Raw genomic sequence first — 24,609 nt, 5'->3', positions numbered from 1 at the left:
CCCCGCGCCTGGGTGGGACCACTCAGTGTCCCAGCCGCTCCCGAAGCTGGTCGAGGAGCCCTAGCGCAGCCTCGGCGATCACCGTGCCCGGCGGGAAGATCGCCGCGGCACCCGCCTCGTACAGGGCGTCGAAGTCGGACGGCGGAATCACCCCGCCGACCACGATCATGATGTCGGAGCGCCCCAGGGCGGCGAGTTCGTCGCGGAGCGCAGGCACCAGCGTGAGGTGCCCCGCGGCCAGCGACGACACACCGACGATGTGCACGTCGGCTTCGACCGCCTGCGCGGCGACCTCAGCGGGCGTCTGGAACAGCGGGCCCACGTCCACGTCGAAACCGAGGTCTGCGAAAGCGGTGGCGATCACCTTCTGCCCGCGGTCGTGGCCGTCCTGGCCCATCTTGGCGACGAGGATCCGCGGCCGGCGTCCCTCTGCTTCTTCGAACTCCGCGACCTTCGCGGCAACCTCGTCCATGGCTTGTCGTGCCGCCTCCGCGTTGTGCGCCTCTTCCCGGTACACGCCCTGGATGGTGCGGATCTGCCCGGAGTGCCGTCCGTACACTTTCTCGATCGCTTCGGAGATCTCCCCGACCGTGGCCATAGCCCGGGCCGCATCCACCGCGTGGGCGAGCAGATTGTTCTCCAGTGTCGCACCGTTCGACTCGGCGGCCGCCGCTGCGGTGAGCCGCCGCAGCGCCTCCTGCACCGCGTCCTCGTCGCGCTCCTCGCGGAGCCGCCGCAGCTTCTCGATCTGCTCGGCGCGCACCCGGCTGTTGTCGACCTTGAGGACCTCGATTTCGTCCATGGTCTCCGGCCGGTACTTGTTGACCCCGATGACCGGCTGCAGTCCGGAGTCGATCCGCGCTTGGGTGCGGGCCGCGGCTTCTTCAATCCGCATCTTGGGGATGCCCGCGTCGATGGCTTTCGCCATGCCCCCGGCTTCTTCGATCTCTTGGATGTGTCCCCAGGCGCGGGCCGCGAGCTCGAAGGTGAGCCGCTCCACGAACGCGCTGCCGCCCCACGGGTCGATCACCCGGGTGGTGCCGGACTCCTGCTGCAGCACCAGTTGGGTGTTGCGGGCGATCCGCGCGGAGAAGTCGGTGGGCAGTGCCAGGGCTTCGTCCAGCGCATTGGTGTGCAGGGACTGGGTGTGGCCCTGGGTGGCGGCCATCGCCTCCACGCAGGTGCGCACCACGTTGTTGAACACGTCCTGGGCGGTCAGCGACCAGCCGGAGGTCTGCGAGTGGGTGCGCAGGCTCAGCGACTTGGGGTTCTTCGGCGAGAACTGTTTGACCAGCTTCGCCCAGAGCAGCCGCGCGGCACGCAGTTTGGCGACCTCCATGAAGAAGTTCATGCCGATCGCCCAGAAGAACGACAGGCGGGGCGCGAAAGCGTCCACCTCCAGCCCGGCGTTGAGCCCGGCGCGGATGTATTCGATCCCGTCCGCCAGCGTGTACGCCAGCTCGAGGTCCGCGGTAGCCCCGGCCTCCTGCATGTGGTAGCCAGAGATCGAAATGGAGTTGAACCGCGGCATCCGCTTGGAGGTGTAGGCGAAGATGTCGGAGATGATCCGCATCGACGGCTGCGGCGGGTAGATGTAGGTGTTGCGGACCATGAACTCTTTGAGGATGTCGTTCTGGATGGTCCCCGCCAACTGTTCGGGCGCCACCCCCTGCTCCTCCGCGGCCACGATGTAGAGGGCCATCACGGGGAGCACTGCGCCGTTCATGGTCATGGACACGCTCATGCGGTCCAGCGGGATGCCGTCGAAGAGCTGCCGCATGTCGTAGATGGAGTCGATCGCCACCCCGGCCATGCCCACGTCGCCCGCCACCCGCGGGTGGTCGGAGTCGTAGCCGCGGTGGGTGGCCAGGTCGAACGCGACCGACAGCCCTTTCTGGCCGGCCGCCAGGTTGCGGCGGTAGAACGCGTTGGACTCCTCCGCCGTGGAGAAGCCCGCGTACTGCCGGATCGTCCACGGCTGCGTGGTGTACATGGTCGGGTAGGGGCCGCGCAGGAACGGCGCCAACCCTGGATAGGTGCGGAGGAAGTCCAAGCCTTCCCGGTCAGCCTGGGTGTACAGCGGTTTGACGCTGATCCCTTCAGGGGTCTCCCACACCAGTGCGTCCGGGTTCTTCCCGGTGGCTTCCACGAGCGCCTGACGCCACCGCTCGGCCTGTTCCGGACTGGAGGCCGCCGCGGGGGTGCCCGCAGCGATCTCCGCAAAGTTCGGGATGTTCGCGCTCATCGGGCTGCTCCAAGGAAGTCGGTGAGGTCGGTGAGCAGGGTCAGTGCGTCGCAGCCGGTGAACACGAAGTCGTCGACCCCGGCAGCGGAGAAGTCCTCAGAGGGACGCCCGGCCAGCAGTACCCGTTCCGCGCCTGCTTCACGCAGCGCGGCAACCGTGGCCGCGGCCTGTTCGGCATAGACCCGGTCACTGGAACACACGCAGGCGACACGCGCCCCGCTTTCCCGGAACGCGGCCGCGGCCTCCTCGGGCCCGGCGCCGCCGCCGCTGACCGGTTCGATCCCGCCCGCCTGGAACAGGTTGGCGGCGAAAGTAGCCCGGGCCGTGTGCACGGCGACCGGGCCCAGCGTGGCCAGGAAGATCCGGGGCCGTTGACCGGTGGCGGCCAGTGTCGCATCCGACCGGTCGCGCAGCTCCTCGAAACCGGCGGCGTAGCGTCGCGGGCGCAGCACGTTGGGTGCGTCCGCCACGGGCACCACAGGCGCGGGAGCCCGCTCCAGCACTGGTTCGTCAAGGTTGGGGAACTCGCTCACCCCGGTCAGCGGGTCGCGGCGGTGGGCCAGGTTGACGCGGCGCTCCTCCCACACCGCGTTCACCCGGTCAGCCACGAGCCCGGACGCGAGCGCGTCCACGATGCCGCCGGCGGCTTCCAGCTCTTGGAAGAACGACCAGCCGCGCTGGTACAGGTCGGCGGTGAGGCGTTCCACGTAGTAGGAGCCGCCCGCCGGGTCGATGACCCGGGCGATGTGGGACTCTTCCAGCAGCAGCGAGTGGGTGTTGCGAGCGATCCGCCGGGCGAGTGCATCAGGCAGCCCCAGGGCGTGGTCGAACGGGCGGACCGTGACCGCGTCCGCGCCGCCGACTCCCGCCGCGAAGCACGCCAGCGTGGTGCGCAGCATGTTCACGTACGGGTCGCGGCGGGTCATCATTGCCGCGGAGGTGACGACGTGCTGGCGCATGCCGCGGTGCGGTTCAGTGAGCCCGCACACTTCGGTGACCCGGTGCCACATGGCGCGCGCAGCACGCAGCTTGGCGATGGTGAGGAACTGGTCGGCGCTGGCCGCAAACCGGAATTCGATCCGGGAAGCCGCGTCCGCCAGGTCCAGCCCGGCGTCGGTGAGCGCACGCAGGTAGGCCACGCCAGCGGCGATCGCCGCACCCAGTTCCTGCGCTTCGGAGCCGCCGGCCTCGTGCACGGGGGTGCCGTCGGCGACAACGAGACGCAACTGGGGCCGGGTGGCGGCGAGCGGGGCAGCGAAACGCGCGGCCGCGGCCAGGTCGGCCCGCTCCCCAGTGCGGGCAGCGACTCCCAGCGGGTCGATGCCCAGGTTGCCGGAGACCACGCTGTCCGGCAGGTTCCGGTCGGCGTAGGCGGCGAGCAGGGCGGCCGCGGCAGCCTCGTAGTCGGCTCCGGCGTCCAAGACGACCGGGGCCAGGTCCAAGTGGACGTCGGCGAGCGCCTCGTCGATCCGGTCGACGGGCACTCCGGCGGCGCCCACGCCCAGCCAGATCGAGGTGACGCCGTTGTGCAGGTCTTCGAGGATTTCGTTGCGTGCGGTCGCGGCGTCGGGGTGAGCGTGGCGCTGGCGCACATCCCAGCCCTCGACAACCGCGCCCTGTGGCTGTGCTCCCCGGATGAACGGCGCAAGGCCGGGGAAACCGGATTCGATGTCGTCGCCGCTGTCGTACAGCGGCTGAATGGCGATCCCGTCGTAAGTGGTGGTGGTCAGGAGGCTTTCGGGCGTCTCGGGCGCCGACTCGACGTCGACCCCGCTCTTCCGCAGCACTCCCGCGACCAGTTCGCGCCACTGCTCCTTCGTCACCGAGGGGAACTCAGCTGCCAAGGGCAGAGCACCGGTCGCCGTGGCTGTGTTCTCCGGCACGCTCATACCCCGGATAGTAGAGAATGGCGTTCGGTTCGCCGGGCACCAGGGTTCAGGGAAAGCGCATCTCAGCCACGCTCTGTGGGGGACAGTGACGGAGTGGCGGTGCCGCCGGGCGGGGTTTCGGGGGCGAAGACGAACCGCTGGCGGTTCTGGACGACGAGGGCGTACCCGTCGTCGGTCACCGCTTCCACATAGCCGGAAAGGTCGTCGGCGACGACGTCTTTGGTCCTGCTGTCGAACACGACCTGCGTACCCCCGTCTTCGGCGCGTGTGTCCCCGTAGACGTATCCGGCCAGGGCGAAGCGCGGGGCGATCGACCGTTCCACAGCGTCCTCGAACACCCAGAGGGTTTCCCCGGACACCAGGTCCACGGCGATGAGCGACGTGGTGGCGTCGGCCTGCGGCACGAGCAGGACCCCGGTGGTGCCGTTCCACACGGTTCCGGTGACCGGGGTGGTAGCGAAAGCCCGGCCGACCGTGTTGCTGCCGGGTTCGGTGAGCGTCCACAGGGTCTCCCCGTCGCGCAGGTCGTGCAGGGAGAGCAGCGAGGATTCTTCCGGGCTGCTCCAGCGGACGAGGACGGTGCGGCGCGGCTGCGCCTCGGCGTCGGTGTCTTCGTCGTCTGCCTCGTCGCTGGGCGACGTGTCGTCGGCCGGCAGCGAGTAGAAGCCGACCAGGCGCGGCCGGGGAGCGGACAGGGTGCGGCCGTCGTCGGCAGCGACCGTGTCACCGGAGACGCTCCACAGCAGCGCCCCTTTGTCAGTCAGGTCGCGGGCTTGGAGCAGGCCCGCGCCGTCGTCGAGCAGCACGACTTCGTCGCGCGCCCCGACCGGGACTCCCAGGTGGGCGGCCTGCTCTGCTGCGTCGTCTTCGTCGTCTGCCGTGTCGCGGTCCTCGGCGCTGCTGGCTTCCGCCTCGTCGGGGGCGGTGAACTCGTAGGACCATTCCACGCCGTCCGCGGCGGGGTCGCGGAGGGTGAACGTGCCGTACGGGTCGCTGGCGCTCCACTCGGCGGGGGCACGCACCACGAGCCCGTTGAGGTAGCTCTCCCGGGGGTCGGAGCCGGTCCACACGGTTTCCCCGGCCTCGTTCACCACGGTGCGGGTCACCCGGTCGCCGGTGCGGGTGCTCACTTCGAAGACGTCTGCGCCGTCCCGGTCCTGGGTGAACCGTTCGATGTGGGATTCCCCCTGCCACAGGACTGTGCCGTCGGCCGCGTGCTGCAGCAGGTGCCGTTCTTCGCTGTTGGAGCTGATGAGGAAGGCGTCGCCAACCGAGTGGATGCGCACCCCCAGGGGGTCGCTGAGGATGTCCTGGCCGGGCTGCGCAGGGTCGTGCAGGTAGCGCAGCGGCTGGGCGGCGAGCCCGGGCGGGGCTTCCCCCGCGTAGACGGTGGGGGTCGGCTGCGGGGTGGGCGACGGTTCCGGCTCGGGGCTGTCCTCACCGGTGCAGGACACTGCGGCAGACAGGAGGACCACGCTGGTGACCAGCCGCAAAAGGCCGTGCTGTCTGCTGCGCATGACGCTCCCTAACTCTCTGTGCCGGATTGCCTGCGCCACGATCCTAGGCCCGCGGGGGAGTGAGCACGGGACGGTTCGGCATGCGGCGCGGCAGGATTCGCCTGTGGGGTCTTCGGACGGGCAGGGGGCTGAGGCTAGGCTCCGGGACATGAAGATCTACCAGAGCGAGTTGCGGACGTTGGAGGGCGAGCCGTTCCGGCTGCCGCAGACGCAACTGCTGCTGATCGTCAACGTCGCTTCCAAGTGTGGCCTGACCCCCCAGTACAGCGGCCTGGAGAGGCTCCAGGAAGCGTACGCCTACCGGGGGTTCTCGGTGATCGGGGTGCCGTGCAACCAGTTCGGCGGCCAGGAGCCGGGGGATGCCCAGGAGATCCGGTTGTTCTGCGCCACCACGTACGGCATCAGTTTCCCCATCTTGGAGAAGATGGAGGTCAACGGCCCCAACCGGCATCCGTTGTACGTCGAGTTGACCAAGGCTCGGGACTCCCAGGGGTTGGCGGGGGATGTCCAGTGGAACTTCGAAAAGTTCCTGGTCGCCCCCGGCGGCAGGGTGCTGTACCGCTTCCGGCCCCAGGTGGAGCCTGAAGACCCCGAGATCATCAGGGCGATCGAAGAGAACCTGCCGAACTGACCGGATCCGGCGCGGCCCAGCAGCGTGTGGGGCGCGCCGGCGACGCCTGCCCGGCACGGTCAGGTCTCGCTCCACGGGCCGTTGCGGCGGTCGAACCAGCCGACTCGTCCTTCGAGTGCGTGGTTGATGCGGCGCATGATGCGGCCGGGCATGGGCGGGAGTGCGGCGTAGTCGAACCAGCGCACGTCGAGCGACTCGTCGTCGTTGACGCGGGCTTCCCCGGAGAGGGGACGGCACCGGAAGGTGAGGTCGAGGATCTGCACCTGGTCCCCGTTGGGGTAGGTGTAGGGCGCTTCCATGACGGCGCTGACCAGGGTTTCCGGGTGGACGCGGAGCCCGGTTTCCTCCTCCAGTTCCCGCACCAGGGTGGCGGCTGGCTGCTCGCCTGGTTCCACGAGGCCGCCAGGGGTGCACCAGCGTCCGTCGTCGGCGCGGCGGTGCAGGAGGATGCGCCCGGCAGGGTCGATGACCACGGCCGTCACTCCGACGAGGGGCAGCAGGGCGTGGCCCACCTGCTCGCGCAAGCGGAGGACGAAGGGAGGTGTCGGCATGGCACCGACCATACAGAGCATGCTGGGGCCGGGACGCGGCGCATACGATCGAAGGCGGCATGAGAACGATCAGACGCGGCGGCGAACACCAGATCGAGATCAAAAAGTCCCGGTTCATTTGCGCGCTTGCCCGGGTGAGCAGCGAGGACGAGGCACGGGAGTTTATTGCGGAGCGGCGCAAACTGCATTGGAACGCCACCCACAATTGCACGGCCTACATTGTGGGGGAGGACGGCAGGATCCAGCGGTCTAGCGACGACGGGGAGCCCGCCGGGACCGCGGGGGTGCCCATGCTGGAAGTGCTGCGGCACCGCGGGCTGACGGACACGGCTGCGGTGGTGACCCGCTATTTCGGGGGGATCAAACTGGGCGCGGGCGGGCTGATCCGGGCGTATGGGAGCGCGGTGGCCGCGGCGATCGACGAGGTCGGGATCTTGGAGCGCCGCTCTCTTCCGGTGGTGACAGTGCTCGCCGACTACCAGCAGGCCGGGCGGTTGGAGAGCGATCTGCGGGAGTCGCCGCACCGGGTCGTGGACGTGCGGTACGGGGCCGACGTGGAGATCGATGTCGCGCTGTACGGGACCGACCCGGCGGATTTCACGGCGTGGGTGGCCGAGATCACCGCCGGGCAGGCCCTCTGCGAGCTGCAAGGAAAGACGACCGTGGAGGTGGAAGTCGGCGCGGATGGGACCGCGCCGTAGCCGGTCAGTACCACAGACGACGCATCGTCCAATGGTTGGTCGCGGTGTCGAGCACGATGTCGGCGATGCCGCGGTGGCCGTGGTCGGATTCGGCGGCGACTCGGACGAGCCGCACTTCGCTGGCGGCCTCAGAACTGGTGCCGTGCCAGGTGCCGATGACGCGGCGCACCCGGTAGAGGGTGCCGCGCCAGGAGAAGAGGACAGGAGCGTCGTTAGTGGTGGAACGGACGTCGATCTGCTCGTTGTAAAGACTCACCCGCGCACTTTATCGAACATAGGTTCGGTTGTGGGACAGTCTGTGGCAGCGGGTCGAAGCTAGACCTTAATACGAAAACCCTTACCGTTCATTCTTGCTGGATTGAGCGGTGGGTGAGCTCCGGAACACAATGGTGTCAGGGTTTCCCCGCCATGGTTACCCGAACCGACAGACTGGTCGGTATGTCGCGTGTTCTATGCTGAGGGGACGTGCCCATCCGGGGAGTGACGGCGCCGCAGATCCGCGGCGGACGCGAGAGGTGTAGGGGAACATGACGCAGTCAGCGGAGTCCACCACGGTCTCCCCTTCCGTGCCGGACCGCCTCCTGGCCGAGGCCACCCGGCTGTTTGCCCAGCGTGGTTTCGACCGCGTCTCAGTCCAAGAATTGGTTGAGGCAGCCGGGGTCACCAAGGGGGCGATGTACCACTACTTCACCTCCAAGGACGACCTGCTCTTCGCGATCTACCAGCGCGTGCTGCAGTTGCAGATGAGCCGGCTCGCCCAGATCGTCGAGAGAGGTGGAGACGTCACCGAACGCCTGCACGCAGCGGCCGCCGATGTCGTCAAGACCACCGTGGACAACCTTGACGACATGGTCATCTTCTTCCGCTCACTGCACATGCTCTCGCCGGACCGCCAGCGCGAGGTGCGCAAGGAGCGCCGCGCCTACCACGAGCTGTTCCGCTCCCTGGTCGAGGAGGGGATGCGTGAAGGGGTATTCCAAGACAAGATCCCGGCGGACATCGTGGTCAACTACTTCTTCGGCTCCATCCACCACTTGAGCATGTGGTACCGGGCCGACGGCGAGCTGGACGGCGCCCAGCTGGGCGAGTACTACGCCGACCTGCTGCTCGCGAGCCTGCGCGCCGACTGATCCGCCGAGGTCAGTGCAGGCCGTAGCGTTCCAGCTCGTCGGCGATCTCGTCGAGGAACGCGTCCACCTCTTCTTCTACGTAGCCGGGACGGAACCGCGTGCTGGAGAAGCGGACGCCGCGCACTTGTGATGCGGTCAACCGGGCCTCCTGGGGCCTGCCCTCCACCAGAGCGGCAACCGTGGCCTCGGCCAGGTCGAGGAAGGCGTCGACTTCCTCCTCTGAGTAGCCGATCCGCAGCCGGGTGGTGTGGAAGCCCTTGTTCCGGATGTCTTCTGGGCGCATGCGCGGGGAGACCGGTTCCCGGGGCTTGGGGGCGGCCTCGCGGCGGAAGTATTCGGCGCTGTGCTTCCCGGTGCGCAACTGCTGCGAGTACAGCCCGAGTTCCCGCAGGGTTTCCGCGATTTCGTCGAGGAAGGCGTCCACCTCCTCTTCGTCGTAGCCCGGCCGCATGACCGTGGTGCGGAACTGCGCGCGCATTACGTCGGAGGCGGTGATGAGCTTTGTGGGGCGGGTTCCTTGCTCAAGCGCGCGCAGCGTCTCCTCCACCCGGCGCAGCAGGGCGTCGACGTCCTCCTGGACGTACCCTAGGCGCAGGCGCGAGGTGCTGAACCGCTTGTCGCGCACGTCACTGGATGTCAGTGGCATAGCACCCATTGTGCAGTCAGGAAGTGATCAGCACCATACAAAGCGAACCCGGAGTGTCCGGGGCACCCTGTGGGGAAGCGGGTCCGAGCGGGGAACCGTGCCGCCGTGCCAGGCGGCTGCGGGTCACCGCGCTGGCGCCTCCTCGAGGTACCGGCTGATCCCGGCGACGATGCCGTCCGCGGCGAGGGCACGCCACTCGGGGTCGGTGAGCTTGGCCGCGTCTTCAGGGTTGCGCATGTTGCCGACTTCGAGGAACACCTTGGGCACGGTGGACAGGTTGAGCCCGCCCAGGTCGGTGCGGACGTCGATGCCTTCCTCACCGAGGTAGTCGGAGTAGGGGTGTCCGGTCACCGCGTGGAATTCGTCGCGGAGCGCTACGCCGAGGGCGTAGGAGGACTCCAGGATCGGTTCGGTGAACCCAGGGACTTCACCGGGGACGATGACGTGGAAGCCCCGTGAGCCGGGGGCGGCGCCGTCGGCGTGGATGGAGATCGCCGCGTCCGCCTCAGCCTCATTGCCGATCTTGGCGCGTTCGTTGATGCAGGGACCGACCCCGTCGTCGCTGTCGCGGGTGAGGATGACGGTTGCGCCCTGCTCCTCCAAGCGGTCGCGGACGAGGAGGGACAGCTCCCACGTGAACTCGTGCTCGTAGTAGCCGTCCTCGGTCCGGGAGCCCACCGTGTCGCACTCCTTGGTGCTGGGGCCTGCGGGAACGGCGCGGCTGATCTCGCGGGCCGCGTCAGCGTTGCCGCCGTTGTGGCCCGGGTCGACGACGACTACGGCGCCGTCGAGGGGCAGCGGCGCAGCCGGAGGCGACGGTGCGGGCGTGTCGCGCGGTCCGGGCATGTCGTCCGGCCTGGGCAGAGGAAGCGAGGCGGTCTCTGCCATGGGCGGGCGGGCGTCCGGGGGAGGCGTCCAGCACGCGGTGGTCAGCAGTATTCCGGTAACGGCTGCGAGGAGGCGCAGCAGGCGCGGGGGAGCGGGCACTCGGGCGGTAATGCTTCCTCCGGAACAGACAGTCGTAACGGTGGAATGGGTGTGGCCGCAATGACCATAACCAACCTATGCCACATCGGTTACCGAACGCACGCGGGGAACAGGCGGACAAAGCGGGATGTGTCGGGCGTGGGATTGGGCGGGGCAGGGAACAGAACCGAACGGAGACACGTCATATCGCAAGAGACGTCCGGAACTTCTCCGGGCGCACGGACCCGACGAGGTGGAGGAATGCGCAAGTCCAATCGTGCTGCGGCCGGCGCTGCCGCCATGAAGCTGGTCTATGAGAGCACCCAGCCCGGGAAGCCGTCCCTCGCGGCCCGGGTCAAAGCCCTTCCCCGCATGCTGAAAGCCCGGATGCGCGGGCAGTACCGCGAGCTGTCTACCTCGAAGATCGTGCTGCTGCTCGCCGCTCTCGCCTACATCATCTCCCCCATCGACCTCGTTCCTGAGCTGTTCATCCCCCTTTTCGGAGCCGCGGACGACGTGGGCGTGGCCGTGTGGCTGACCGCCATGCTGCTGGGGGAGACGGAACGTTTCCTCCACTGGGAGCAGATCGGGACCGACTACATCGAGGGGGAAGTGCTGTCCTGAAGTGGGTCTGTGCAAGAGACGCCGCGCCATGCTGAGGGGCGGACCGCCATAGCGGCCCGCCCCTCGAGATTCTCTACTCTTTCGGGTATCGCGGGCGTCCCCCCGCCATCCCGCCGAATTGGTCGAGGCGAGGAGGGCTACTCGCTACGCTGGCTGGGAATCCCGGCCAGCAGGGCGCGAACCTCGGTCTCCCGGTAGCGGCGGTGACCGCCGAGGGTGCGGATCGACGTCAGCTTTCCAGCCTTCGCCCACCGGGTGACGGTCTTCGGGTCCACGCGGAACATCGTGGCGACCTCGGCAGGGGTCAACAGGGGTTCCGCCTCGGGCGTGCGAGTTGACATATGTACGGCCTCTCCTCCCGGATCGGTGTGTTGATCCTTGAGACTTTTCAATCCTGGCGCTTGGTCCGGATGTCCAATATTTCCCTGAGGTCTATATTGGCATCACCCGAGGTGATTGTGCGACCACTTAACGCGACTTTGTCAAATGGGATTGCAAAGTCGCACATGTAGCGCGTCACGCTGAGTGATTCTAGCGATACGTTTAGTGGCATGTGGCGTATTCGGTCAAAACTTCATTCTCGGACGGGGGTTTCGGTAATCCGGCTGACCGAAAACGCAAAGACAGCGCATCCTTAACTGGGGATGCTCCCCCTCCTCGGGTGCGGTCGTGGATGGTTGGTCTGGCCTTTTTCCTCCTGTGCGGGTCAGGGCGCCGGTGGCAGGCCTGGGACGGCCGCCAACGCAGACGCGCGGCGTGGAAACCCCTATGCGGTAGGGGTTCTCGAATGTTCTCGTTGCTCTCTGTAACGGTCCCAGTGCAGTCTATATCGCCGTCTATCGAAGGGTATGTCCCCCTTTGGTAATTTTGTTGTCAACTAAGAGGCTTATGGAGCCATCCCCCGCGTCCACCCTGCGACAACCGGAAACACCTCCCGAGAAACCTGGCGAACCAGGTTTGCCACCGGGGGAAACGGGGATTGTGAGCCTGCACACTGGGCGCGGTGAGCGCGAAGGCGGGCAAACCCGCAGGGCCCTCAATTGGCGTGGCGGAGCGCGCGGATCGCGTTCCACCGCGTCCGCAGCCGCAAGCGCATTGCGGCCACCAGCTCCGGCCGGTCCTGTTCGATCGCGGTCAGTGCCGTATGCACCTCCGCGACCGACTGGTCCGACCGCAGCGTGGCGTCGTCCATGAGGAGGACAAGGCCGCCGTAGTCAAGCTCCAGGAGTGCGCGGGGGTGCGCCACCGCGCTCACCCACTCCTCCAGTCGTTCCAAGGCGTACAGGAAGGAGGAACTCGCAGGGGAGTATCCGCTCACGAGGCGAACCGCTCTCACCAGGCGAGGAAGCGCGTCGGCGGCCCGGGTGAGGTAGAGCAGCGCGCGCACCGGCGTCTGCTGGAAAGCGGGAAGAGAGGTCGCACACTGGGGGCACGCCCCGCCATGAGGCGCAGGAGGACGGTACTCCTCCCCGGCCTGGTCCAGGACGAGATGGCGCTCTGCGGCATCGAAAAGCACGAACCAGGGGAGCGGCACCTCCCACGTGCTGGTCAGGATCTGAGGCCGCGTGCGACCGGTGCGGGACTGCCATCGCTCGAAATCGCGCTGGGTCTCCTGGGCGACCAAGTCCGGCAGGAAACTCTGGAATAGCCGCCGCGACGTCGTAGCCTGTAACGTGGAGAAAGCGAGCCAGGAACGCAGCCGTGTCTGCCAAGGACAGACCAGCAGCTCGTCGCCGACCCGGTGGATGTAGGCGTCGCTGCTCTCTGCCAGGGGCGCAGCCAGCGGCGGTTTGGAGAGCAGCCGGTGCAGGCTCTCCGCGTGCTCAGCAGCCATCGCCTCGTGCCGCCCCCGATACCGCGGCGACTCCGCATACGCCTTCCAGTACTCCCGTTCGCGACGGGGAAAAACGGAGAGTGGTTGGTAGAGGCGAAGGTAGGCGGGATAGGGGAGCACGTTCGCATAGTGGCACAGAACGGCGCCGACGTGCGGGGATTTCGCCTGGAATGGCGGCAGTTTTCGGACAGCGGTCCCGCTGAAGGGCACCGTGGCAAGGAGAGTAACCTCACACGTGACCCGCACCGGGATCCGGTCCCGTCCCGCGGGGCATGCTCTGGTGCGGGGAAGGAAGCGGGACGAGACGGCGTTCCTAGTCTGTAGGAGGTGAAACCTCAGGGTTGTGCGTCGCGCAATCCCGTCCTCCACGGGCGTGACACAAGCGGCACGCTCGGTAGGACACGGGCGGCGTAGGCACGTCGCCTCTGAACCGGGTACGGTTGTATTCGTACGTAAAGCTGGGGCCTGTCGTCAGTTCGGTGATGGCCGCCAGCCCGGCAATGCGGTTTTGCTAGTGAACGGGTTTGGAAGAACCCAATCGTTGAGGGGGTCGAGCCAATGGGGCGCGGCCGTGCCAGGGCCAAGCAGCAGAAGGTCGCCCGGCGGTTGAAGTACAGCACCGTCAACACGGACCTTGATCGGCTTCGGGCAGAGCTGGGTGTCGGTGGGGGTGCGTCGAAGTCTTCGGATTCACCGGACGACACGTACCGGGACCCCTACGACGAGCTGATCGAGCGCTACGCGGACTTCGCGGAGAACTACCCGCCCAGCGATGGCTCCGACTCAGAACGTCGCTGATCTGCTGATCTCCACGTCGACCAGAGACAGATCGCACGGGACCGGATTCCGGATCGCGTGACTCTCGAGTAAATCGAGCGACTCTGGGCGACGGAACCGCCGAGCCAGACATCTAGACAGCGGCGAAACCCGGGGCTCTCACCGTTGAGAAGCCCCGGTTTCGCATGTCTACGAACGGTATTCCCCGGTCATCACCACCTTCCCGGAACCGGGGATCACAGAGCCCAGCACCCAGGCGGGCACTCCGCGTTCCGCGAGCAGCTCCAGCGCCCGCTCCGCGGCGTCCTCGGCCACGATCGCCACCATGCCCACGCCCATGTTGAAGGTGGCTTCCATGTCCTCCTGGGAGACCTGGCCGTGGCGGGCGAGGAAACCGAAGACCGCGGGAGGCGCCCAGGAAGCGCGGTCCACGACAGCGTCCGCGGTAGCGGGCAGGGAACGGGCCAGGTTCGCGGCAAGCCCGCCCCCGGTGATGTGGGCAAACGCGTGCACTTCCATATCGGCGGCGAGCGCCAGGCAGTCCTTGGCGTAGATCCTCGTAGGGGTGAGCAGGACTTCGCCGAGCGGGCCGCCCAGTTCCGGCACGTTCGCGTGCAGGTCGAGCTGGGCGTCGGCCACGATACGCCGGATGAGCGAGTAGCCGTTGGAGTGCGGGCCGGAGGAGGCCATCGCGATCACCACGTCGCCCACGCGGACCCGGTCCGGGCCGAGGATGGCATCCGCCTCCACAATCCCGGTTCCGGCCCCGGCCAGGTCGTACTCGTCGGGACCCATCGCACCGGGGTGTTCCGCGGTCTCCCCGCCGATCAGCGTGCATCCCGCCTGGCAGCAGCCTTCCGCGATCCCGCTGACGATCTCGGCGATCCGCTCGGGCACCACGGAGCCGCAGGCGATGTAGTCGGTGAGGAACAGCGGCTCGGCTCCGCTGACCACCAGGTCGTCCACGACCATGGCGACCAGGTCGATGCCGATCGTGTCGTGCCGGTCCAATGCCTGGGCGAGCATCACCTTGGTGCCGACACCGTCGGTGGAGGTGGCCAGCACGGGGGCGGTGTACTTGGAGAGATCGAGCCGGAACAGCCCGGCGAAACCACTGGCGTCGGGGACGAGCTCCGGCCGGTGGGTGCGTGCCACATGTCGCTTCATCAATTCCACCGCGCGTTCCCCGGCGGCGATATCGACGCCGGCGGCGGCATAAGCGGTGGGGGCGCGCTCTGACACGGAAAACCTCTTCTGTAGTCGTAGGTTGCCGTGCGGCTGGACCGCAGGCACACAGACGGCTGGGAACGTGACGGCGGCTAGGGGCGCTTAGGGGCGCCGCAGGACTTCTCCAACAGGTACTTGCCGCGGGAGTCCTCGTCGACCTCGACCGGGTAGACGCCGTCGAAGCAGGCCCGGCACAGCCGGTTCTTCTCGACTCTGGTGGCTGCGACCAGTTCATCGAGATCGATGAAGCCGAGCGAGTCTGCGCCGATGGATTGGCAGATCTCTTCGACGGAGAGGCTACCCGCGATCAGTTCGGCTTTGGTGGCGAAGTCGATGCCGTAGTAGCAGGGCCACATCACGGGCGGGCTGGAGATCCGGACGTGGACCTCGGCAGCGCCCGCCTCGCGCAGCATCCGCACCAGGGCCCGCTGGGTGTTGCCCCGCACGATCGAGTCGTCGACGACGACCAGCCGCTTGCCTTCGATGACTTCGCGCAGCGGGTTCAGCTTGAGCCGGATGCCGCGCTGGCGCAGCGTCTGGCTCGGCTGGATGAACGTGCGGCCCACATAGGAGTTCTTCACCAGCCCTTGGGCGAACGGGATGCCGCTGCTTTCGGCGTAGCCCACGGCCGCGGGCGTGCCCGATTCGGGGACGGGGATGACCACGTCTGCATCGGCCGGGTGCTGCCGGGCCAGCCGCCGCCCCACTTCGACGCGGGCGCTGTTGACGTTGCGTCCCGCGATCGTGGTGTCGGGACGGGCCAGGTAGACGTATTCGAACAGGCAGCCTTTGGGCTCGGCCGGGGCGAAACGCCGGGAAGCGACGCCGTCCGCGTTGATGACCAGCAGCTCTCCCGGTTCGACCTCGCGCACCACGGAAGCACCAACGATGTCGAGCGCCGCGGTCTCGCTGGCCACGACCCACCCGGTGTCGAGGCGGCCCAGGACCAGCGGGCGGATTCCCTGGGGGTCGCGAGCCGCGTACAGGGTGTGCTCGTCCATGAAGACCAGGGAGAATGCGCCCTTGACTTTGGGCAGCACGTCGAGGGCGGCTTCCTCGGTGGTGCGGTGCGGGGCGGCGGCGAGCAGACGGGTGAGCACCTCGGTGTCCGTGGTCGCGCTCAGGCGATCCGACGGCAGCAGCGCCGCGAGCTCCGGGGTGTTGATCAGGTTGCCGTTGTGGCCGAGCGCGAGACCGCCCTCCCGCGCGCTGAAGAACGTGGGTTGCGCGTTCTCCCAGACGGATGAGCCGGTAGTGGAGTAGCGGCAGTGGCCGATCGCCAGGTGCCCTTTGAGGGAGTCCAGGGTGACTTCGTTGAAGACCTGGGACACGAGCCCCATGTCTTTGTAGACGACGATCCGCTCACCGTTGCTGAGGGCGATGCCCGCGGACTCTTGGCCGCGGTGCTGGAGCGCGTAGAGACCGAAGTAGGTCAGTTTGCTTACTTCTTCGCCGGGAGCCCAGACCCCGAACACTCCGCAGGCGTCCTGCGGTCCGCGTTCTAAAGGATCGATGTCCAGGCTGAGGCGGCCGTCGGGTTGCGACACGTGATCCAGCTTAACGGCTGTCACCGGTGCCGGTGCCATGCAGGGGTGCTTCGTGTGGAGGAGACCACAACGGAAGGGCCGGGGACAGGTCGGCGCGTGCTCCGCTGGCTGACACACGGTGGGAAGAGACCGCATCTGCCCAGGTGAGGTCACCTGTGACCAGGGCAAGCCAGGTCAGGGGGTCGGTTTCGACCACGTTCGGCGGGGTGCCGCGGGTGTGGCGGGGACCGGGGAAGCACTGCACTGCCCCATACGGCGGAACTCGCACTTCAACGGCTTGTCCGGGGTAGCGGGAGGCCAGTTCGGCAAGGGTGGCGCGCACCGCAGCCTTGACCCCTGGGCGGTGCGGGGCCAGGCCGCGGCGCTGGGCGCGCAGCAGGGCCTGCACACAGGCGGTGAGGGCAGCAGCGGGGTGGCCCGGTCCCGCATAGGGCGGTTCGCCGAGGGCGGCGAGCTGCTCGTCGAGTGCGGAGCGTAGGGCGGCGAGGCGGCGCCGCGCAGCAGGGGAGAGAGATGCCATGGGAGAGGTCACGATCGCAGAACAATCACCGTGCCCACCGGGACGGTGTGTGGATAAATTGCCAGTTCTCCTGATTCGGGGTTATTGCCAGAACTTGTGCGTTAATCTTGCGTTTTGTGGCGATGACGTGCCGGTGAAACGCTGTGACCTGCAGGTTTCCCCCGGTTTCACGTCTCGTTCACGAACCATACCTCCGAGGACTGCCAGTGCGTTGATGAGTCATCTCCCTGCCTGCCGCAGGGGAGGCGGTTAGGATGGAATCGCTCCACTACGTCGGCATTCTGGCGGACGCTGGGGTAGCTGTAAGTGAACATCGAGTGACGCACCCCGCGTCGCAGGCGCCGGGGTGCGGCGCGGTCGTGCCCGAAGGGACTTCCGCGGGACAGGGTCCGACACTTCAAGGACATGAGCCTTACCGCACTCATGGGAGAAAGATGTGCGTCTTCGCCTGACACCGCGCGATGACAGCTACTACGAGATGTTCGCCGATTTCGCGAACAACCTAGTCACAGCCTCGCGGCTGCTGGTGGAACTCATCAGCGAAGACGCCGACCGAGAAGCCATCACCGAGAAGATGCGGCAGTGCGAGCAGGCGGGGGACGAACGCACCCACGCGATCATGCGCCGGCTCAACACGAGCTTCGTCACACCGTTCGACCGCGAGGACATCTACCGCCTGGCGTCCAGCTTGGACGACGTGATGGACGCCATGGAAGCGGCCGTGGACTTCATCGGGCTCTACCAGCTCGACCGCCTCCCCAAAGGCATCATCGACCAGGTCGGGATCCTGGAACGCTCCGCCGAACTCACCGCGGAAGCCATGCCGAAACTACGGTCATTACGCAACCTCTCCGGCTACTGGGTGGCCATCAACCAGTTGGAGAACCAGGCCGACCAGGTCTACCGGCGTCTGCTCGCCCACCTGTTCGGCGGAGAATACGACGCGCTGACCGTGCTCAAACTCAAAGACGTCGTCGACCAGTTGGAAGCCGCAGCCGACGCCTTCGAGCACGTGGCCAACACCATTGAAAGCATCGCGGTCAAGGAAGCCTGACCCACCCCCACCACCCCCTTACCCCGACTCAGGAACACTTTCCCGTGCTCCTCGAATCCGCCCTGCTCGCGGTGGTCCTGGCTGCTCTGCTCTTCGCTTTCACCAACGGCCTCCACGACTCCGCGCACACCATTGTCACCGCCATCGTGTCCAGGGCCCTCACCCCTGGGGTTGCGATCGCCCTGGCCACGCTGATGACCCTGCTCGGCGCCTTCCTCGGCGAGGGCGTGGCCCGCACGATCGGACAGGACTTCATCAGCCCCATCCACGGTGCAGACGGCCTGGCTGTGCTGTTCGCGGCACTGTCCAGCGCGGCCGCCTGGAACCTCTTCTCCTGGTACCGGGGGATGCCTTCCTCCGCCTCCCACGCGCTGATCGGCGGAATGGTCGGGGCGGCACTGGCCTCCCAAGGAGAAGTGCGCTGGGACGGCGTCCTCATCAGCTTCCTCGTCCCCATGCTGGTGGCCCCGCTTCTGGGCTGGCTGCTGGGCTACCTCATCATGCTGGGGATCCTGTGGCTGTTCCGCGACACCAGCCCCGGCGTAGTGAACCGGGGGTTCAGGCTCGCGCAGAGCGTTTCCGCGGCGATGCTGTCCCTCGGCAACGGCCTGCAGGACGCCCAGAAAACCATGGGGATCGTGGTCCTGGCGCTCATCACCGTCGGCAGCCAGAACACCTACGAGGTTCCTACCTGGGTGACCCTCTGCTCGGCCGTCGCGATCTCGCTGGGCACCGCCACCGGCGGGTGGCGGATCATGCGCACCCTGGGCTGGCGGATGAGCCGCATCGACCCGCCGCAAGGGTTCGCGGTGGAGGCAGCGGTCTCCGCCATCATGGGCTTCACGTCGCTGGTGTGGCACGCGCCGATCTCCAGCACCCACACCACCACTTCGGCCATTGCCGGTGCGGGAACCGCACGCAGGGTCACGGGGGTGCGTTGGGGCATCTTCGCCACCATCGTGCTGTTCTGGCTGGTCACAGTCCCCGTCACCGCGGTGATCGCCGCCGGGGTCTACGGGCTGCTGCACACCGTCGTCTGACCCGCGGCGGAGACACAGGTACGCATACGGCTGTGGCCCGCCCAAGCGCTTGGGCGGGCCACAGCCGTGGAGTGGACTAGCCGAAGCGTCCGGTGATGTAGTTCTCCGTCTCTTTCTTTTCGGGCTTGGTGAAGATCTTGTTGGTTTCGCCGATCTCGATGAGCTTGCCGGGTTTACCGGTACCCGCCAGGTTGAAGAACGCTGTCACGTCGCTGACCCGGGCGGCCTGCTGCATGTTGTGCGTGACGATGACAATCGTGTAGTTCTCCTTCAACTGGGAGATCAGGTCCTCGATCGCCAGCGTGGAGATCGGGTCCAGCGCCGAACACGGCTCGTCCATGAGCAGCACGCTGGGCTCCACGGCGATGGCCCGGGCGATGCACAGGCGCTGCTGCTGCCCACCGGACAGGCTCGCCCCTGGCCGGTCAAGGCGGTCCTTGACCTCCTCCCACAGGTTCGCCCCGCGCAGGGACCGCTCCACGATCTCGTCGGCTTCGGACTTGCGGAGCCGCCGGTTGTTGAGCTTGTACCCGGCGATGACGTTGTCGTAGATCGACATGGTGGGGAACGGGTTGGGGCGCTGGAAGACCATGCCGACTTCGCGGCGGACCTCCACCGGGTCCACGTCGGGCGCGTAGATGTCCTGGTCGTCCAGGAGGACTTTGCCTTCGACGCGTGCCCCCGGGGTGACCTCGTGCATGCGGTTCAGGGTGCGCAGGAAGGTGGACTTGCCGCAGCCGGAGGAGCCGATAAAGGCGGTTACCGAGCGGGGTTCGATAGTCATGGAGACGTCTTCGACGGCGAGGAAGTCACCGTAGTAGACGTGCAGTCCGGAGACGTCAATTCGCTTGGCCACTGTGTTTCCTCAAGACCGTGGTTGGTTCGGATGAGACGGCAAAGGGGATGAGGGGGTTACCGCGTCTTCGGGGCGAAGAAGTGCGAGACCAGGCGGGCGGCGAGGAACAACAGCATCACGATGATGATCAGCGTCAGCGCCCCGGCCCAAGCACGCTCGTAGTTGATGACGCCGCCCATGCGCACCTGTGAGTAGATGAACACCGGAAGGCTCATCATTTGTCCCTCGAACAGGTTGGCGTTGATGGCGACCGCTGAGGAGCCCGCAGTGAGGATGAGCGGGGCGGTCTCGCCGATGACCCGCGCCAAGGCCAGCATCACACCGGTGGTGAGCCCCGCGATAGCGGTGGGCAGGACCACCTTGACCACGGTAAGCCACTTGGGCACCCCCAGCGCGTAGGAGGCTTCCCGCAGCTCGTTGGGCACGAGGCGCAGCATCTCCTCGCAGGAGCGCACGACCACCGGAATCATCAGGACCGAGAGTGAGATCGCACCGGCCGCGCCGTTGGTCTTGCCCGGACCGAACAGCAGGATCCACAGCGCCACCACGAACAGACCGGCCACGATGGAGGGGATACCGGTCATCACGTCCACGAAGAAGGTGATCGCCCGCTTGAGCCGCCCCTGGCCGTACTCCACCAGGTAGATCGCGGTCATCAGACCGATGGGCACCGAGATCAGCGCGGCCATGAGCGTCATGAGCAGGGTGCCGAGGATGGCGTGGTAGGCGCCGCCGGCGTCCATGCTCGGCGTGACCCCGTTCATGGAGACGGTCAGGAAGTAGCCGTCCAACCGGACCAGGCCTTTGGAGAGCACCGTCCACAGCAGGGAGACCAGCGGCACCATGGCGATGCCGAAACAGGTGTAGACGATGGCGGTGACCAGGCGGTCTTTGGCTTTGCGGCGGTTCTCGACGAGGGCCGAGGCCGCGGTGATGAGCACCATGTAGCCCACCGCGGTGACGATGGCCCACACCGCGGGGTTCCACCACCCGAGCGCGTACAGCAGCCCGGCCGCGACCAGGGCGACCCCGGCGAGCAGGGTCGGCGGGAACAGGGCAGGCAGCGGCTTGGCGCCGAGTGAGGGCGCGAGCGGCCGAGGCGGCACGGTCTTCTCCGGAGCAGACAGTTTCGTGGCGGACATTTACGCGAACTCCTTGCGGCGGGAGACGACGAAGCGGGCCACCATGTTCACGGCCAGGGTGATGGCGAAGAGGACGAGACCGGCCGCGATGAGCGCGGACACCCCGTAGCCGGTGGCTTCGGGGTACTGCAGGGCGATGTGCGCGGCGATCGTCTGGTTGCCGCTCTGCAGCAGGAACCAGGAGATGACGAGGGAGGGGGAGAGGATCATGGCCACCGCCATGGTCTCGCCGAGCGCCCGCCCCAGGCCCAGCATTGCGCCGCCGATGATGCCGGGGCGCCCGAACGGCAGTACCGCCATGCGGATCATCTCCCAGCGGGTGGCGCCCAGTGCGAGGGCAGCCTCCCGGTGCGACTGCGGCACCTGGAGGAACACGTCGCGGGTCATGGCGGTGATGATCGGCAGGATCATCACGGCGAGCACGATGCCTGCGCTGAGCATGGTGCGGCCAGTGGTGGACACGGGTCCGGCGAACAGCGGGATCCAGCCGAAGTACGTCTCCAGCCAGGCATAGAACGGGGCGAGCTGGACCACGAGCCAGCCGATGCCCCACAGGCCGTAGACGACGCTGGGGATTGCCGCGAGCAGGTCCACGAGGTAGCCCAGGATGGCGGCGATGCGGCGGGGGGCGTAGAAGACGATGAACAGGGCGATGCCGATCGCTACGGGAGTGGCCAGCACGAGGGCGATTGCCGCGGCGAGCACGGTACCGAAGGCGAGGGCCGCCACACCGAAGGAGGGCTCTTCCCGGGTGTTGGCGTCCCACTCGCTGCTGGTGAGGAAGTTCGCCTGGTTGGCAGCCAAGGAGTCGAAGGACTGCAGGATCAAGAACGCGGCGACCCCGGCCAGGATCGCCAGGATAAGGATCCCTGACCCTTGGGCTCCGGCAGCGAAGAGGACGTCACCGAGGCGACGTCTCTGCCGCTGCGCGCGGCCCGTCGTGGACAGATCCGTGGTGGTCATTTGAGACTCCGGTCAACTGATGCGGGTATGCACTCGGCGGCAGCGGAGCCCGCACGCGACACCGCTCCGCCGGACGAGGGCAGGGCCCGTGACATTGTGGAGTACACCCCTGACCAGAACGGAAGGCACCCAGGAGTCGTTCCGGAAATACCCGAAGAGCGAGAAAAATCTCTGGTCAGGGCGGGCAAAGCGCGGCTGTCCTCGCGGTGAGGCGTTGCCGGTGCGCTGGGCGGGTGTGCGGGGCACCGGGGGAGTGGGGAGGACAACGCAGCCAAGGGCAGGGCCCACAGCGGTCTGTGGTGCCCTGCCCTGACAGCGACAGGACCAGTGCGGGTCAGCTCGCAACCTGGATCTTGTCCAGTACGGCTTGGATCTTGTCGCGGGTGGCATCGGAGAGCGGCGCAGAGCCGGCTTCGTTAGCGGCGGCCTGCTGGCCCTCTTCGCTGATCACGTAGCCGATGAAGCTCTTCACCAGGTCGGCTTCGGTCTGGTCCTCGTACTCCAGGCACACGATCTCGTAGCTGACGAGCACGATCGGGTAGACGCCGTCCTCGTCGGTGGCGTAGTTGAGGCTGACTGCCAGGTCGTTTTCGGTGTTGCCTTCCCGCGGTTCTGCGGAGTCGACGATCGCTGCGGCGGCCTCCGGGCTGTAGGGGACGAAGCTGTCGCCCACGCCGACGGCCACGGTGCCGAATTCCGTGGCGTGCGAGGCGTCGACGTAGCCGATCGTCCCGGTACCGCCTTGGACAGCGGAGACAACGCCAGAGGATCCCTGGGCGGCTTCGACCGGGGGAATCGGCCAGTCACCGCTGACTTCGTGCGGCCAGTGGTCGGGGGCGGCCTCGGACAGGTACTGCACGAAGTTCTCGGTGGTGCCGGACTCGTCGGAGCGGTTGACCGGGATGATGTCGGCGTCGGGGAGGTCGACATCAGGGTTGTCCGCGGCGATCGCCTCGTCGTTCCACTTGGTGATCTTCTGGTTGAAGATGTCAGCGATCACCTCGGGGCGCAGGTTGAGCGAGTCGACGCCCTCGAGGTTGAAGATGATGGCGATCGGGCTGATGTAGGCGGGCAGGTGGACGGCTTCGGAGCCGCCGCAGCGCTCGGTGGCCTGCGCGGTCTCCTCTTCGTCCATCGGGGAGTCGGACCCGGCGAAGGAGACGGCGCCCTCGATGAACTGGGAGCGTCCGGCACCGGAGCCCACCGAGTCGTAGTTGACGGTGGTGTCCGCGCAGGCGCTGGTGTACGCAGCGACCCACGCCGCCATCGCCTTTTCTTGGGAGCTGGCGCCGGCTCCGGCCAGGGTCCCGCCGCCTTGGACACAGTCGACACTGCCCGCGGCCGTGCCGCCGGTCTCCTCGGGAGCGACTGCCTGGTCACTGCCGCAGGCGGAGAGCGCAAGGGCGCTGGCGAGGGTCACGCCCGCGATCTTGCCGTACCTAATGAGCTTCACAGCCCGGGTGTCCTTCCTCTGGCTTGTCCACCATTGGGGCGGGATATGTCGGCGTTCCCGCCGAAAGCCAAGGTAAGGAGCCGAGGTGGCCAGTCATACCAAAGAAGATGAACAGGCGGTGAACGTGGGGATGAGTGACGCTAAAAGTAGTTCGTCCCTCTCATAGAGTTTGGGTGAACGAGGTGCGTTTTGAGAATTTTGCCCCTTTCTGGCCTGCGGTGACGGCGGAGCGTGCACTGTTCCATCGCTGAGCGTGCACCCCTGGCCACGCCCGCTCACCGCTCCTCGGGTACCCGCCCGTACATGACGTCGCTCTCCCACAGTTCGAAACCGAGCGAACGGTACAACTGCACCGCGGGACGGTTCTCCTCATCCACGTACAGCAGCACCCACGGCAGCCCGCGGTCCCGCAGATGGTGCAGGCCCCGCAGCGTCAGCACCCGGCCCAGCCCGCTGCCCTGCCAGTCTGGGTCCACCCCCACGACGTACACCTCGCCCACCGGCTCCCCGTCGGTGAGCCCGGCCCCGTCGTCGTGCACTTTGGTCCAGTGAAAACCCGCGATGCGGCCGCTGCCCCGGTCCACCGCGACGAAGAAGCCCTCCGGGTCGAACCACGGCTCCTGTTCGCGCTGCTGCAGGTCCTCCAAGGTAAGAGCGCCCTGTTCGGGATGGTCAGCGAAAGCGCGGGCGTTGGTGCGCAGCCACTCCTGCTCGTCCACCCCCACCCGGAACGTCCGGATCTCCACCTGCTGGGCGACCTCGGGACGCAAGGCAGGCTCGGGCAGCGTGGCAGCAGGAGCCGAATCCGTGCCTCGCAGCGGCAGCCGCATCTTCCACAGCGCACGCATCCGCTGCAGGCCGGCGGAAGCGGCAAGCGCCCGCGCCGGCGCCAAATCGCCGTGCGCCCACACCCGCAGGCCGCGCGCATCCGCATGCGCCCACAGCTCGTCCAGCAGCCGCCGCCCCAGGCCGTGCCGCCGCCACTGCGGTGCCACCGCTACCTCAGCCGAATCCGGTTCCCCCGGGGAGACCTCGGCGAACGCACAACCGGCGAGGACTCGGCCCTGCTCGGCGTCGACGTAGGCCAAGTGGAAGCGCCCCCGGCCGCGGGCGCCGTGCCGGACCCGCAACAGGGTCTGCTCCGACAGCGCGGCAACACCGTCGGCGTCCCGCACCGCCTCGGCCAGGGCGAGCACCGCCGCGACCTGCTCAGGGCTCAGCGTGTCAGTGGTGAGGATGTGGCTCATGGCACGAGCCTACTGAGCGTCCCCCGCCCTGCTGCGCGGCCGGGTCACG

General features: G+C 67.4%; 24 protein-coding genes. 7 read left to right on the top strand and 17 right to left on the bottom strand.

From position 1 onward, the window contains the following. Positions 1–22: 22 nt before the first annotated feature. The 3 genes from scpA to TFU_RS13735 all read right to left on the bottom strand — a co-directional run bounded on the left by scpA (position 23) and on the right by TFU_RS13735 (position 5,651). Complete coding sequence (gene scpA, locus TFU_RS13745; RefSeq protein ID WP_011293185.1) at positions 23–2,245, bottom strand: methylmalonyl-CoA mutase; 2,223 nt, start codon at positions 2,243–2,245, stop codon at positions 23–25. Then, on the bottom strand, positions 2,242–4,134 hold the full coding sequence (locus TFU_RS13740; RefSeq protein ID WP_011293184.1) for a methylmalonyl-CoA mutase family protein: 1,893 nt from the start codon (positions 4,132–4,134) through the stop codon (positions 2,242–2,244). The genes scpA and TFU_RS13740 overlap by 4 nt, the downstream gene beginning before the upstream one ends. 62 nt (positions 4,135–4,196) lie before the next feature. Next, a complete protein-coding gene (locus tag TFU_RS13735; protein WP_016189290.1) occupies positions 4,197–5,651 on the bottom strand; it encodes a hypothetical protein in 1,455 nt (484 codons plus the stop codon). A gap of 148 nt (positions 5,652–5,799) precedes the next feature. Here TFU_RS13735 and TFU_RS13730 point away from each other — a divergent pair, with 148 nt between their 5' ends. Next, the gene (locus TFU_RS13730) at positions 5,800–6,282 is read left to right on the top strand and encodes a glutathione peroxidase (RefSeq protein ID WP_016189289.1); all 483 of its coding nucleotides are present in this window, start codon (positions 5,800–5,802) and stop codon (positions 6,280–6,282) included. A gap of 59 nt (positions 6,283–6,341) precedes the next feature. Here TFU_RS13730 and TFU_RS13725 read toward each other — a convergent pair whose 3' ends face one another. Then, complete coding sequence (locus TFU_RS13725) at positions 6,342–6,833, bottom strand: NUDIX hydrolase (protein ID WP_011293181.1); 492 nt, start codon at positions 6,831–6,833, stop codon at positions 6,342–6,344. Positions 6,834–6,892: 59 nt separating this feature from the next. On the opposite strand from TFU_RS13725, the gene TFU_RS13720 reads away from it, so the two are divergent. Continuing rightward, positions 6,893–7,534 carry a YigZ family protein gene (locus TFU_RS13720; RefSeq protein ID WP_011293180.1) on the top strand — a complete coding sequence of 214 codons (642 nt, stop codon included), beginning with the start codon at positions 6,893–6,895 and terminating at the stop codon, positions 7,532–7,534. A gap of 4 nt (positions 7,535–7,538) precedes the next feature. Here TFU_RS13720 and TFU_RS13715 read toward each other — a convergent pair whose 3' ends face one another. After that, positions 7,539–7,790: a DUF6504 family protein gene (locus TFU_RS13715; protein ID WP_011293179.1), complete on the bottom strand. Its 252-nt coding sequence runs from the start codon at positions 7,788–7,790 to the stop codon at positions 7,539–7,541. 271 nt (positions 7,791–8,061) lie between these two features. On the opposite strand from TFU_RS13715, the gene TFU_RS13710 reads away from it, so the two are divergent. Next, positions 8,062–8,664 (top strand): TetR/AcrR family transcriptional regulator, encoded by a 603-nt coding sequence (locus tag TFU_RS13710; protein WP_011293178.1) that lies wholly within the window; start codon positions 8,062–8,064, stop codon positions 8,662–8,664. Between the two features lie 10 nt (positions 8,665–8,674). Here the strand turns inward: TFU_RS13710 and TFU_RS13705 are convergent, their stop codons facing one another. Further along, positions 8,675–9,319 carry a DivIVA domain-containing protein gene (locus TFU_RS13705; protein WP_011293177.1) on the bottom strand — a complete coding sequence of 215 codons (645 nt, stop codon included), beginning with the start codon at positions 9,317–9,319 and terminating at the stop codon, positions 8,675–8,677. A gap of 114 nt (positions 9,320–9,433) precedes the next feature. After that, a complete protein-coding gene (locus tag TFU_RS13700; protein WP_016189287.1) occupies positions 9,434–10,297 on the bottom strand; it encodes an N-acetylmuramoyl-L-alanine amidase in 864 nt (287 codons plus the stop codon). A 240-nt stretch (positions 10,298–10,537) separates the two neighbouring features. On the opposite strand from TFU_RS13700, the gene TFU_RS13695 reads away from it, so the two are divergent. Continuing rightward, a complete protein-coding gene (locus TFU_RS13695) occupies positions 10,538–10,900 on the top strand; it encodes a YkvA family protein (RefSeq protein WP_016189286.1) in 363 nt (120 codons plus the stop codon). 137 nt (positions 10,901–11,037) lie between these two features. Here the strand turns inward: TFU_RS13695 and bldC are convergent, their stop codons facing one another. Next, a complete protein-coding gene (gene bldC, locus TFU_RS13690) occupies positions 11,038–11,241 on the bottom strand; it encodes a developmental transcriptional regulator BldC (RefSeq protein WP_011293174.1) in 204 nt (67 codons plus the stop codon). Positions 11,242–11,936: 695 nt separating this feature from the next. Next, a complete protein-coding gene (locus tag TFU_RS13685) occupies positions 11,937–12,854 on the bottom strand; it encodes a hypothetical protein (RefSeq protein ID WP_038044171.1) in 918 nt (305 codons plus the stop codon). A gap of 438 nt (positions 12,855–13,292) precedes the next feature. Between TFU_RS13685 and TFU_RS13680 the strand changes: the two genes are divergently transcribed. After that, positions 13,293–13,532 carry a DUF3073 domain-containing protein gene (locus TFU_RS13680; protein ID WP_011293172.1) on the top strand — a complete coding sequence of 80 codons (240 nt, stop codon included), beginning with the start codon at positions 13,293–13,295 and terminating at the stop codon, positions 13,530–13,532. Positions 13,533–13,700: 168 nt separating this feature from the next. Here the strand turns inward: TFU_RS13680 and purM are convergent, their stop codons facing one another. From purM to TFU_RS13665, 3 genes are all read right to left on the bottom strand, one after another. After that, a complete protein-coding gene (gene purM, locus TFU_RS13675; RefSeq protein ID WP_011293171.1) occupies positions 13,701–14,753 on the bottom strand; it encodes a phosphoribosylformylglycinamidine cyclo-ligase in 1,053 nt (350 codons plus the stop codon). A gap of 77 nt (positions 14,754–14,830) precedes the next feature. Then, a complete protein-coding gene (gene purF / locus TFU_RS13670; RefSeq protein WP_011293170.1) occupies positions 14,831–16,285 on the bottom strand; it encodes an amidophosphoribosyltransferase in 1,455 nt (484 codons plus the stop codon). Positions 16,286–16,295: 10 nt separating this feature from the next. After that, entirely contained in the window at positions 16,296–16,805 is a 510-nt protein-coding gene (locus TFU_RS13665; RefSeq protein WP_011293169.1) for a sterol carrier family protein, read from the bottom strand. A 436-nt stretch (positions 16,806–17,241) separates the two neighbouring features. Between TFU_RS13665 and TFU_RS13660 the strand changes: the two genes are divergently transcribed. Both TFU_RS13660 and TFU_RS13655 read left to right on the top strand, forming a co-directional pair. Next, complete coding sequence (locus TFU_RS13660) at positions 17,242–17,859, top strand: DUF47 domain-containing protein (protein ID WP_011293168.1); 618 nt, start codon at positions 17,242–17,244, stop codon at positions 17,857–17,859. 44 nt (positions 17,860–17,903) lie between these two features. After that, entirely contained in the window at positions 17,904–18,899 is a 996-nt protein-coding gene (locus TFU_RS13655; RefSeq protein WP_011293167.1) for an inorganic phosphate transporter, read from the top strand. 76 nt (positions 18,900–18,975) lie between these two features. Here the strand turns inward: TFU_RS13655 and pstB are convergent, their stop codons facing one another. The 5 genes from pstB to mshD all read right to left on the bottom strand — a co-directional run bounded on the left by pstB (position 18,976) and on the right by mshD (position 24,560). Continuing rightward, positions 18,976–19,755, bottom strand: coding sequence for a phosphate ABC transporter ATP-binding protein PstB (gene pstB / locus TFU_RS13650; protein WP_011293166.1), 780 nt, complete (start codon positions 19,753–19,755; stop codon positions 18,976–18,978). Positions 19,756–19,811: 56 nt separating this feature from the next. Next, positions 19,812–20,897, bottom strand: coding sequence for a phosphate ABC transporter permease PstA (pstA, locus tag TFU_RS13645; RefSeq protein WP_011293165.1), 1,086 nt, complete (start codon positions 20,895–20,897; stop codon positions 19,812–19,814). Continuing rightward, on the bottom strand, positions 20,898–21,860 hold the full coding sequence (pstC, locus tag TFU_RS13640) for a phosphate ABC transporter permease subunit PstC (RefSeq protein ID WP_011293164.1): 963 nt from the start codon (positions 21,858–21,860) through the stop codon (positions 20,898–20,900). A 334-nt stretch (positions 21,861–22,194) separates the two neighbouring features. Beyond that, positions 22,195–23,313, bottom strand: coding sequence for a phosphate ABC transporter substrate-binding protein PstS (gene pstS / locus TFU_RS13635; RefSeq protein ID WP_011293163.1), 1,119 nt, complete (start codon positions 23,311–23,313; stop codon positions 22,195–22,197). A 275-nt stretch (positions 23,314–23,588) separates the two neighbouring features. Then, complete coding sequence (mshD, locus tag TFU_RS13630) at positions 23,589–24,560, bottom strand: mycothiol synthase (protein ID WP_011293162.1); 972 nt, start codon at positions 24,558–24,560, stop codon at positions 23,589–23,591. Positions 24,561–24,609 lie beyond the last annotated feature (49 nt).

Source organism: Thermobifida fusca YX, from assembly GCF_000012405.1.
GTDB classification, from domain to species: Bacteria; Actinomycetota; Actinomycetes; order Streptosporangiales; family Streptosporangiaceae; genus Thermobifida; species Thermobifida fusca.
This window is presented reverse-complemented; position numbering and strand designations above follow the sequence as displayed.